The organism is Bacillus sp. IS1, from assembly GCF_032461585.1.
GTDB classification, from domain to species: Bacteria; Bacillota; Bacilli; order Bacillales; family Bacillaceae; genus Bacillus; species Bacillus velezensis.
In genome coordinates, this window is the sequence record NZ_JAWCWR010000004.1 from 153,732 (window position 1) to 166,531 (window position 12,800).

The 12,800-nt window shown below is 50.6% G+C and carries 5 protein-coding genes and 1 pseudogene; 4 read left to right on the forward strand and 2 right to left on the reverse strand.

Features of this window, described 5'->3' with window-relative positions; all coding sequences use genetic code 11:
• Positions 1-4 precede the first annotated feature (4 nt).
• The 3 genes from RUW00_RS16105 to RUW00_RS16120 all read left to right on the forward strand — a co-directional run bounded on the left by RUW00_RS16105 (position 5) and on the right by RUW00_RS16120 (position 8,208).
• Positions 5-703, forward strand: a complete 699-nt coding sequence (locus RUW00_RS16105; protein ID WP_280144933.1) for a hypothetical protein — start codon at positions 5-7, stop codon at positions 701-703.
• 114 nt (positions 704-817) lie between these two features.
• Positions 818-6,130 carry an NTTRR-F1 domain gene (locus RUW00_RS23125; protein WP_418657772.1) on the forward strand — a complete coding sequence of 1,771 codons (5,313 nt, stop codon included), beginning with the start codon at positions 818-820 and terminating at the stop codon, positions 6,128-6,130.
• 185 nt (positions 6,131-6,315) lie between these two features.
• Entirely contained in the window at positions 6,316-8,208 is a 1,893-nt protein-coding gene (locus RUW00_RS16120; RefSeq protein WP_061861952.1) for an exosporium glycoprotein BclB-related protein, read from the forward strand.
• 151 nt (positions 8,209-8,359) lie between these two features.
• On the opposite strand, the gene RUW00_RS16125 is transcribed toward RUW00_RS16120, so the two are convergent.
• Positions 8,360-9,439 (reverse strand): sensor histidine kinase, encoded by a 1,080-nt coding sequence (locus RUW00_RS16125; RefSeq protein ID WP_224443237.1) that lies wholly within the window; start codon positions 9,437-9,439, stop codon positions 8,360-8,362.
• A 72-nt stretch (positions 9,440-9,511) separates the two neighbouring features.
• Positions 9,512-11,395: pseudogene (locus tag RUW00_RS16130) on the reverse strand (sensor histidine kinase); the annotation flags it as partial.
• A 232-nt stretch (positions 11,396-11,627) separates the two neighbouring features.
• Here RUW00_RS16130 and RUW00_RS16135 point away from each other — a divergent pair.
• Positions 11,628-12,704, forward strand: a complete 1,077-nt coding sequence (locus RUW00_RS16135; RefSeq protein ID WP_280144934.1) for a response regulator — start codon at positions 11,628-11,630, stop codon at positions 12,702-12,704.
• Positions 12,705-12,800 lie beyond the last annotated feature (96 nt).

Consider the following 12,800-nt stretch of genomic DNA (forward strand, 5'->3'; position numbering starts at 1 on the left):
TAATATGAGCAGCGGCCGTGATCAATACATGATATTGAAACAGAAACCTTACAAATATATGAGCAGACATATGAAAGGCCGGTATGAACAATTACCATGTGAACTTGAAAGACCGGAAACAGGGACGGAAAAACGGTTTCCATCTTCAGATGAAAATCGATCTGCCTTGTGCGTACCCGGGCTGCGAGGTCCCGAAGGCAAAAGAGGACCCGCCGGCTCCCGCGGTCCGCAAGGGGAGGCCGGTCCGCCCGGTCCACCGGGGCCTGAGGGGCCGCCGGGAGCGGTTCCTGCGGTAGCTTTTCAAAATACAGCAGACCAGATGATGATTCCGTTAGAAGGAACACCGATAAACGTGTTAAGCACAGTGATAGCCGCGCCGACAGATCAATTGGTGAAAACGGATGCCGTCATACAAGTAAATGTGGAATTAGACCCGCTCGCGTCTCATTTCTCATTGGTCTTAGCTGTCGATCTGCAAAGAAATGGCGTATCGATACAAACACAGAGACAAGAGCGGAACCTCTTTTCTTCAGGCGGACAAATCATAGGAATTCCTTTTACGTACATCGACGAAATGAAGGCGGATGAAACAGCCGCGTACCAGCTCTATTTATCCGTCCTTTCTTCGAATCTCGTAACACAAGTCGCAGCGGCAAACCGCTCCCTCATTGCGACGGGATTCCCCATTCAAGGATCGGACTAAGGTGATGAGTAGAAATCACCTTTTTTATTTAGGTTGTCAAAACACAGCCCGTATTAATATGCTGTCTTAATAGGTAAGACGGTCAACAACGGGAAGGAGAGGGAAAAAGATTGAATGAATAATCCGATTATAAACGGGAGCTTTGAAACCGGTACATTAGCAGGGTGGAGTTCGGCCAATACCCAGATTAACAGTTTGTTTGCACATTCAGGGAGATATTCCGCGCAATTTATTGGAGCTCAGCCATATGCTTACCTCAGTCAAATCGTTCCCATTTCAGCCAAGTCAGTGACTCTATTCGTATCACTCGCAACGCTCGGAAATGAGCCAAGTCCCCAAGTAACTCTCCAGATCATCTATGTCAGCGCAGCAGGTGAACAAATCAGTTCCATTCAAGAAAATATTACACCCGGAAATTTGCCGAACGTGCTCTTTCACACATGGTCTGAAATCTATAAAACAAGCAGTGTGCCTTCTGGCGCGGCCTCTGCCGTCATTGTATTAAGTAAAGTTTCTTCCGGCACGGTTTTAATAGACGATGTTTCATTGGCGCAAACCGGGGGTGAACCTGGCGTTACAGGAATTACAGGTCCCACAGGAGTGACCGGAGCAAGAGGAGCGACCGGAGTAACTGGTGTAACGGGATCAACTGGTTCAACCGGGGCAAGAGGGCCAACAGGAGCGACGGGGTCGACAGGAGCAATCGGTTCAACTGGAGTGACCGGAGCAAGAGGAGCGACCGGAGTAACTGGCGCCACAGGACCAACTGGTGTAACAGGGGCAACGGGAGTAACAGGATCAATCGGAGTGACAGGTCCAACCGGAGTAATCGGGTCAACAGGAATAACAGGCGCAACAGGCCCAACGGGAGTAACCGGAGCAACTGGTGTGACGGGGACAACTGGCTCAGCTGGTGCAACCGGCCCGACTGGAGAAACGGGTCCAACTGGTTCAACGGGAGTGACTGGTGCAACAGGAGAAACCGGCTCAACGGGTGCAACGGGATCGACAGGCACAATCGGTTTAACCGGAGAAACGGGTCCAACTGGTGTAACCGGAGAAACGGGTCCAACTGGTGTAACCGGTTCAACCGGAATAACAGGAGTTACCGGCCCGACTGGTGTAACGGGATCAACTGGAGTAACAGGATCAGCAGGACCAACTGGAGTAACCGGCTCAATCGGGTTGACAGGATCAACTGGTGTAACAGGCCCAACCGGAGCGGCAGGTTCAACAGGAGTAGCCGGATCGACAGGAGAAACCGGCTCAACTGGTGCGACGGGATCAACTGGTGCGACCGGTTCAACCGGATCAACCGGCGCAACGGGCGCCACTGGCATAACCGGAGCAACTGGGGTAGCAGGTTCAACCGGAGTAACGGGGTTAACCGGAGCAACTGGTGTGACTGGCCCGACGGGGGTCACGGGATCGACAGGAGTAACAGGGGTAACCGGGGCGACGGGAGAAACAGGCTCAACCGGAGCGGCAGGTTCAACAGGAGTAGCCGGATCGACAGGAGAAACCGGATCAACAGGAGTTACTGGCCCGGCTGGGGTCACGGGCTCAACTGGTGTAACAGGCCCAACCGGATCGACAGGAGCAACAGGGTCAACCGGGTCAACTGGAGCGACTGGTCCAACTGGTGTAACCGGATCAACAGGAGAAACGGGTTCAACTGGAGCAACCGGCCCAACGGGAGATGTCGGCCCAACCGGAGAAACGGGTCCAACTGGTGTAATGGGCTCAACTGGTTCAACGGGAGTAACTGGACCAACAGGAGCAACAGGGTCAACTGGTTCAACAGGAGAAACCGGGCCAACGGGAGAGATCGGCCCAACAGGCGCAACCGGAGAAACGGGTTCAACTGGAGTAACAGGCCCAACTGGTGTGACTGGCCCAACTGGTGTAACTGGTTCAACCGGAGAAACTGGTTCGACCGGGGATACCGGGGCTACTGGAGTAACAGGCCCAACCGGAGTAACCGGGTCGACAGGAATAACCGGAGCCACGGGGATAACAGGAGCAACAGGAGCAACAGGAGCAACAGGGCCAACAGGAACAACAGGCTCAATCGGAGCGACCGGTTCAACTGGAGCAACCGGCCCAACCGGCTCGACCGGTCCAACGGGAGTAACAGGAGCGACTGGGGTAACTGGTGCAACCGGAGCAACCGGATCGACAGGAGAAACCGGATCAACTGGAGCGACGGGATTAACTGGAGCGACCGGAGTAACAGGGGCAACAGGATCAACAGGAGTTACTGGCCCGGCTGGGGTCACGGGCTCAACTGGTGTAACAGGCCCAACCGGATCGACAGGAGAAACGGGTCCAACAGGAGCGACCGGAGTAACGGGCCCAATCGGAGTGACTGGTGCAACAGGAGAAACAGGAGAAACAGGAGAAACAGGAGAAACAGGTGCAACCGGGGGAACAGGTCCAACGGGAGATGTCGGCCCAACCGGAGTAACGGGTCCAACTGGTGTAACGGGATCAACAGGAGCAACGGGCTCAACTGGTGTAACTGGGGCAACAGGAATAACCGGCGCAGCAGGGCCAATAGGAGAAACCGGCCCAACGGGAGAGACCGGTGCAACCGGAATAACAGGAACAACCGGAGAAACGGGATCGACAGGAGCGACTGGTGTAACCGGGGGAACGGGAACAACCGGCTCGACTGGAGCAACAGGACCAACAGGACCAACAGGACCAACAGGACCAACAGGAGAAACCGGTCCAACTGGTGTAACGGGCTCAACTGGTTCAACGGGAGTAACAGGCCCAACTGGTGTAACTGGTTCAACGGGAGAAACCGGCGCAACAGGGATTACTGGCTCAACAGGAGAAAACGGAGTAACAGGCCCAACCGGCGCGACTGGCTCAACTGGCTCAACTGGCTCAACTGGCTCAACTGGAGTAACAGGAGCAACAGGAACAACCGGAGAAACTGGCTCGACCGGAGCCACTGGGGCAACAGGTCCAACCGGAGCCACTGGAGTAACAGGCCCAACGGGAGTAACAGGAGCGACCGGTTCAACTGGAGAAATCGGGCCAACAGGCTCAACCGGAGAAACTGGCCCAGCCGGAGAAACTGGCCCAGCCGGAGTGACTGGCTCAACCGGAGCGACCGGTTCAACTGGAGCAACCGGCCCAACCGGTTCGACCGGTCCAACGGGAGTAACAGGAGCGACCGGTTCAACTGGAGAAATCGGGCCAACTGGCTCAACAGGAGAAACTGGCCCAGCCGGAGTGACTGGCTCAACCGGAGCAACAGGGCCAACAGGAACAACAGGCTCAACCGGAGCGACCGGTTCAACTGGAGCAACCGGCCCAACCGGCTCGACCGGTCCAACGGGAGTAACAGGAGCGACTGGGGTAACTGGTGCAACCGGAGAAACCGGATCGACAGGAGAAACCGGATCAACTGGTGCGACGGGATTAACTGGAGAAACCGGTGCAACAGGAGCAACAGGAGCAACAGGAGTTACTGGCCCGACTGGGGTCACGGGCTCAACTGGTGTAACTGGTTCAACCGGAGAAACCGGTGCAACAGGGATTACTGGCTCAACAGGTGAAACCGGTGCAACTGGAGTTACTGGCGCAACCGGAGAAACTGGCTCGACCGGGGATACCGGAGCTACTGGAGAAACCGGCGCAACAGGGGCAACGGGGGTAACTGGAGAAATCGGCCCAACGGGAGAGACCGGTCCAACCGGATCAACAGGCTCAACCGGAATAACAGGATCAACTGGAGCAACGGGATCGACAGGAGAAACTGGTGCAACCGGAGTAACCGGGGCAACAGGAGAAACAGGAGAAACCGGCCCAACCGGAGTAACAGGAGCGACAGGATCAACAGGAGCAACCGGAGCGACCGGTGTAACTGGGTCAACAGGAATAACCGGAGCAACGGGCGCCACTGGAATAACTGGAATAACTGGAGCAACTGGAACAACCGGTTCAACGGGGTCAACCGGTTCAACAGGAGAAACTGGCCCAACAGGAATAACCGGAGCGACAGGTACAACAGGCCTAACGGGTGTAACTGGTCCAACTGGAGTAACAGGAACAACCGGCGCAACGGGAATAACTGGAGAAACCGGAGCAACAGGAATAACAGGCTCAACCGGAATCACGGGCCCAACCGGTGTTACAGGATCGACAGGCTCAACCGGAGAAACTGGCCCAACAGGATCGACAGGAGCGACTGGGGTAACGGGTGTAACCGGCTCAACCGGCCCAACTGGGGTCACGGGCTCAACCGGAGCAACGGGTCCAACTGGTGTAACCGGTGTAACGGGAACAATCGGCTCGACTGGTGTAACTGGTCCAATCGGAGTAAGCGGGTCAACAGGAATAACAGGAGAAACTGGCCCAACGGGAGAAACAGGCGCGACAGGACCAACCGGCCTAACCGGCTCAACAGGGCCAACAGGTTTAACAGGATCAACAGGAGCAACCGGAACCACGGGTTCAACCGGTTTGACTGGAGTAACCGGCTCAACCGGCTCGACCGGAGTAACCGGAATAACGGGCCCAACAGGAGCGACAGGCACAACCGGCTTGACGGGTGTAACGGGGACAACCGGCTCGACAGGCACAACCGGCTCGACTGGAGTAACAGGCTCAACAGGAGTAACCGGCGTAACAGGAATAACAGGATCAACTGGAGTAACGGGAACAACCGGCCCAACTGGGGCAACTGGAGTAACGGGAGTAACAGGGTCAACAGGAGTAACAGGGGCAACGGGAGTAACAGGGTCAACAGGAGTAACAGGGGCAACGGGAGTAACAGGGTCAACAGGAGTAACTGGAGCAACGGGAGTAACAGGGTCAACAGGAGCAACGGGATCGGCAGGCTCAACCGGCCAAACCGGTTCAACAGGAGTAACTGGGGCAACGGGAGTAACAGGAGCGACCGGAGCCACTGGGGCAACGGGAGTAACCGGCACAACCGGCACAACAGGAGTAACCGGAGCCACTGGAGCCACTGGAGCAACAGGAGTAACCGGCGCCACAGGCAGTACACCGGCCTTGCTCTTCACAAGAACCAACGGGCCGCTCACTGTTTATCCGCCGTTAAATACAGAAGTTCCCGTTGCTACGCTGGCAATCCCAGTTAATGCTTTGCAGAATGTAAAGCTTGATTATGCCCTCAGTGTCGCGATAACATCTGCAGCCAATTCAAACTTTGTTTTTGAGGTGAGATTATATAGGGGAACAGTACAAATTCATACAAGAACTCTGTCGCGAACTAATACTACCGCAGCTACGGAAAGTTTTTCGATTGCGGACACAACAGTGGATACTGCGCCGACCTCAGGAACAAACACGTACCAGCTAAGGATTATTTTAACAACTGCTAATAATTTAACGGCAGCAACTGCTCTCAATATCGATTTTAACAGCATAAGTTTCCCGACAACCTAATGATAACAGCAGACTGATATTTTAAAGATGAAAGACCTGACTTATGCACAGTTAGGTCTTTTTTTCTGTGAAAAAAGCTGTGCATGATGCAGCCTTAAAGACCATTTGAAAATTTGCCCAATAGAAGCGGGGTTTTGCCACACCTTTTTTCTTCGTGGAAATATTATGCAAATAGAGGTGGTGTAATGAGAAAAGGAGATACTTGGTATAACAGATACGACTCTTGGGATTACGACTGCCGGAATTGCAATGATTGTTGCTGTCATTTTCAACATAAAAGAAGAAATCAAAGGCGCAGTTATCAAAATCGAGCACATTGCTGTGAAGGATTCTGTTGCGAAAACTCTTGCTGTCATGAAAGATGGTGTCCATGCTGTCATCCAAATCATTTTCATGTAAGAGGATTCACCGGAGCAACGGGGTGCACCGGAGCAACGGGGCTGACCGGAGCAACAGGGCTGACTGGAGCAACGGGGTTCACTGGAGCAACGGGGTTTACCGGAGCAACGGGATTCACCGGAGCAACGGGCTCGACCGGGAATACCGGAGCGACTGGGGTAACAGGCGCCACCGGGGTAACGGGGGCAACTGGGGTAACAGGCGCCACGGGAGTAACGGGAGCCACCGGAGCTACTGGACTAACCGGAGCAACCGGCGTCACTGGAGATCCCGGCGCGACTGGAGATCCCGGCGCGACTGGAATAACAGGCGCCACCGGGGTAACGGGGGCAACTGGGGTAACAGGCGCAACCGGAGTAACGGGAGCCACGGGAGTAACGGGAGCCACTGGAGTAACCGGAGCGACCGGAGTAACCGGAGCAACCGGGGATACTGGAGCGACCGGAGTAACAGGTGCTACCGGTGTAACCGGGGATACTGGAGTAACGGGAGCCACCGGGCTCACCGGCGCAACCGGAGTAACGGGAGCCACGGGGATAACCGGAGCAACTGGATTAACCGGTGCCATCGGGGTAACGGGGGCAACTGGGGTAACAGGCGCAACTGGAGTAACGGGAGTAACCGGGGATACTGGGGCGACCGGAGTAACAGGCGCAACCGGAGTAACGGGATCAACTGGAGTAACCGGGGTAACCGGAGTAACAGGGGCCACCGGAGTGACAGGGGCCACCGGAGCCACTGGAGAAACCGGAGTAACGGGAGTAACGGGAGTAACGGGAGTAACGGGAGTAACAGGTGTCACCGGAGTAACGGGAGCCACGGGGATAACGGGAGCCACTGGAGTAACCGGTGCCACGGGAGCAACCGGGGTAACCGGAGCTACTGGAGCGACCGGAATAACGGGAGCCACTGGAGTAACGGGAGCCACCGGAGTAACAGGCGCCACCGGAGATACTGGAGCAACCGGGATAACCGGAGATACTGGAGCGACCGGAATAACGGGAGCAACCGGAGCAACAGGAATAACAGGAGCAACCGGGGTAACCGGAGCAACCGGGGTAACGGGAGCCACCGGAGTAACCGGAGTAACGGGAGTAACCGGAGTAACAGGAGCGACCGGAATAACGGGATCAACTGGAGCAACCGGAGCAACCGGAGCAGGCGCGATCATTCCTTATGCTTCAGGTCTTCCCACTGCCGTGACGACCATTGCCGGCGGATTAATCGGAACGGTGAGCCTTGTCGGGTTCGGCAATTCTGTGACGGGCGTCAATGTCGGAGGGGGAGGTGCAATTGATCTTACCGGGGCCGGAGGGACTCTGCTGAACTTTGCTTTTTCTGCTCCGAGAAGCGGAACCATTACATCAATTGCCGCCTATTTCAGTACAACCGCAGCATTGTCGCTTGTCGGCTCGACTGTTACGATAACCGCACAATTATACAGTTCCACAGTGCCGAACAATACGTTCACGCCGATCCCCGGAGCATCCGTCACTTTAGCTCCTCCCCTCACCGGCATATTGTCAATCGGCAGCATCAGCAACGGAATCACGACAGGGCTGAACATTGCGGTAACTCCTCAAACCCGGCTGTTAATGGTATTCTCCGCCACTGCGACCGGCCTTTCGCTTATTAATACAGTGGCGGGATATGCAAGCGCGGGAGTTACGATTTCTTAAGTGAAAACGGCCAGACTGGTGCGGATCATCTAAGCTTGGAGAAGATATCACTTTTTCTTCAAGCTTTTTTGTTTTTACTTTTTGGGTAAATAAAGGCTGACGGGAATTTCCCGACAGCCGGCAGAAGTATTTACAAGCCTTCTGAAGTTAATCAGTATCTTAATGAAGACGTTTTTAGTGAGTTCGAATCATCCGTTGTGCCGGGAGTGTGGATCATCATCGAAACAGCGGTGCCCTCATCCGGGGTGCTGGTGATCGTCAATTCACTTCCGCAAAAATGCTTCAGCCGCCGATTGATATTTTTCAAGCCGACACGGCGATTAACATCAGAAGACAAAATATCTTCCTGTATGTCCGGCATGATGCCGGTTCCATTATCCTCCACTTTGATTAAATACGTGTTTTCGCCTTGTTTTTTCGCTGTCAGCTTTATCCGTCCGCCGCCTCTTTTCTTACTGATCCCGTGATGAACGGCGTTTTCCACCAATGGCTGTATCATTAAAGGCGGAAGGGGGAAGTCAATGTCCTGTTCAATATCAAAAAGGATATCAAGCCGTTTGCCGAAGCGTGTTTTTTCTATAGAAAGATATGACGAAATGATAGAAAGTTCGTTTCTGAATGAGCTGATGTCCGAAGTGTTTTGAAAATCAAAACTCATCCTTAAATAGTTTGTAAATGCAGCAGTCGTTTCCCGGGCTTTTTCAATATCCAAATGGCTGAGCGCGATGATCGTATTTAATACATTGTAAAGAAAATGAGGCTTAATTTGCGACTGAAGAAAAGCCATTTCCAAATTTGTGGCTTGGTGAGCCGTATGCTTCATCAAAATTAAATTTTTAATACGCGCGGTGAATTCAGAGTAATGATAAGGCTTTTGTAAAATGTCGTTTGCTCCGGCATGAAACGCCTTGTATTTGTCATGGCTGATAATGGCTGCCGTAACGATAAGAACCGGCAGATCGACCATGCTGAATCTTTCGCGGATGATTGTGCAGACTTCAAAACCCGTCATGTCGGGCATCATCAAGTCTAATATGACCAAGTCAAGCTTCGAGGAAGAGACAGCTTGAAGCGCCTCTTTTCCGCTTTTTACTGCGATTACGTTATAAGGAACACCTTCCAGCATATCAGTTAAAATTTTCAAACTCTCGATGTTATCGTCCACGATCAGAATCGTCGGAGCCTCGATTTTTTCTGAGTGATAAGGCGTGACCAGCGAAATATCCGGCATTCTCTGTCCGGGCTGTGATTTAGGAAGTTCGGTCTTTGCTTCCGGTAAAGAATCAATTTTAGCGGCGGGTAACGTAAAATGAAAGGCTGATCCTTGCGCCGCCGCTGACTCCGCCCAGATGTCCCCGTTTTGGAGCTTGACGAGCTGTTTCACAATACTTAAACCTAAACCCGTTCCATCTTCTTCCGTCCCTTCCGCTTGCTGAAAAGAATCAAAAATGGTTTCAAGATCAGCCTCAGGAATGCCGCTGCCGGTATCGGCCACCTTGATTTGAATCATTTTGTCATTCAGGCTTTCAGCAGAAAGAATAATGTTCCCCTCGGATGTGTACTTGATTGCGTTTTCAACAAGATTGGTTAAGATTTGCCGGAATCGGTTTTCATCTGCAAGCACCAAAGGGAGATCGTCCGGCACATGATTAAGAATGGCAAGTTTTTTATGTTTGGATAAAAGCCGGTAGAAGTTCATCTCACTGCATATGACGGCATGCACATCGACGGGAACCGGACGAATCTGCAGCATACCCTGCTTCATTTTTTCCAAATCAAGAATATCATTTACGAGATCAGAAAGTCTGTAGCCCATACGGATGATCAGCTGCATATTTTCTTTCTCTTCCTCTATCGTCTTCTTTTTTCTGCCGGCTACAAGGGTTTGGCATATATTAATAATGCTGTTCAGCGGCGTCTTGAATTCGTGTGAAGTTTTGGCGATAAATTCATCTTTCAGTTGGTCGATTTTGACTAATTTCCGTGAGAGGACTTCATTGTCCCGGAAAGCTCCGGCGAATTGCTGCGCCATCAGAAGAACCACCGCCAATAAAGCGATGACTGTCGGCAATGAATAGATCGAATTAAAAGAAAAAGCCGTTTTGCCGCTGTAAGCTGAAATGGTTGTAAGAATCACAAAAGCGCTCATCGAGACGGATGCGAGTGTAAGGTACGTGCTTCCTTTTATTTTTCTTATGGCGGCAATCGTAAAAATATATGTAATATAAAACAGAGTCGTAACGGCAAGCACAGAATGTAAAATGTATGAGAGGTGGTCAATGAAACTTCCGGACATAAAATCAGTGATCAAGATGATCCCGGATAAAGCGGTTAAAATGGTGATCGTCGTTTTTGAAACAATTTCTCTGTATGCATAAAAGAGATAAAGAAAAACCGCTATGCTGACAAGCACGGTTGAGATGATACGCAAGGAATTCAGCAATGAAAATGAAATAGACGGAAAGAGGAGAAAGATAATTCTTTCTTTCCCGATCATAAGAATAATGGCTGAAAAAAGCAGACACATCACGGAAAAGAACAATAAATGTTTATCCTTTGTCCGTTGGAGAAAAAAGCCGAGAAAATATAAACCGGTAATGAAAAAAGCCGTAATCATAATGGAATCATTGAAAAAGGAAATTTGATTCTCGCGTATAATTTGTTCTTGAGTCCCAAACGTTATCGGTTTTGCGATCCCCCAGCCGGGAACTTTTCCGAAATTCGAAAAATGCAGGACAAGTTCATTGTCACCCTTGCGAAGCGTGAAAAAGCTGCTGTACGGTTTGTTCTGCGCCTTAAAATCAGCTTTTTCTGAAGGAATGCCGCTCTGTCCGATTACTTTTCCATTAAGGTAAAGGCGGTTTGAACTGTAGATAAAAGATGTGCTGATCCCCAAAACCTGATTGTCTTCATTTGATCGGATTGTCAGTTTGTACGTCCCGTAATCCACATCGGCCGTTTTTCCGAACAGCTTCACATTGACAGGGACATCAACGAGTACGGGATTTTTCCCTTTTGCTGAATGAAGCGCCTGCGGTGACAGCATCTGATTTGGATATAGAATCCATTTCCCGTTCAGCTGGACATTTCCATCCTTTTGAAAATCCCACTTTTCCAGATTGATCACTCCCTGTTCCGCTTGAGGGAGGGATGATCCTGAAAAATGATCCATGGCCATAAAAATCATAAAGAAGGCAGCATAGCCGCAAATAATCGAAATCGAAATGAATTTTTCTTTCACATCATTACTCCTTTATCCCATTCAGGGTCATTCTATTATCCTATTCAATGTACAAATATTGTAATCACAAACTTTATAATACAACAAGAGAAAGAAAAAGAATCCAACTATATAGGGCGTTGGACATGGTATAATTGAAATTATTTTCAGATATCTATATTGACGGGTGGGATGCGGTTTGAAAGCGTTAATTGTGGATGATGAGGAACTGGCATTGCTTCATTTTAAGCGTATGCTTGAGCGGACAAACGCCTTTCAATCTATTATAACGTTTCAAGATCCGGCGGAAGTTCTGGAGCATTCGGAGCTTTCAGAAGCTGATGCGGTGTTTCTTGACATTGAAATGCCCGGGATAAACGGTATTGAGCTTGCTGAATCGATTCAGGAGCTCAATGAAAATATCCAAGTTATTTTTATCACCGCTTATAATGAATTCGCGATCAAAGCGTTTGAATTAAATGCTGTCGATTATCTTTTAAAACCGGTTGACCATGCCCGGCTGCTGACAACTGTTGAGCGAATCCGAATGAATAAAAAACTCAGGACGGCAGACGAGAATACCGGGACGGATTATGTTATACAATGTTTTGGCAACCTGGACTTTTATCAATCGGTAAATGGTGTCAAAACATACATAACAGTCAAGTGGAGAACATCCAAAGCCCGTGAACTGTATGCATTTTTACTTCTTAATCAAGGGCGCACGGTCAGTAAAGACATGCTGATGGAAATGTTTTGGCCTGCTTATGATGTATCAAAAGCAAGCACCCAGCTCTACTCGACAATATATCAGATACGGAAATTAATCGGTCAGCTGCCCTTCAGCCAATCAATAGAAAATACCGATATAGGATACATTCTCCGGCTTTCCGGAGTAAAGGTTGATACAGTGGAATGGGAAAAAACATTAAAAGAGGCTCCTCCGCTCAGCGCAGCTGCACTAACCCGGTATATGGACATTGTCATGTCATATGAGAACCATTATCTCATGGAGAATGGCTATCTGTGGGCAGAGCCGGAAAAAGCGCGTCTGGCCCATCTGTGGCTCAGCAAAGCGTACGAACTGATTGGTCTTCTCATCCAAGAGAAGAACGATCATCAAGCGATGGACGTTTGCCTGCAGGTCGAGAAAATAGAGCCCGGTGACGATAAAATTATACAATACAAACTGCAGTTATTTAATAAACTGGGAAAGGTAGAAGAGGCGATAAAGGAATACGAACGCTATAAACAATTGAAGGATAAAATCAATTGACGATTGAATGACCGGACCGGCTGATGCCGGTCTTTTTTTGTGCGCTATTTCTGAAATGATCACATGTACAGAATTTGTATAGGCCGATTTCATACA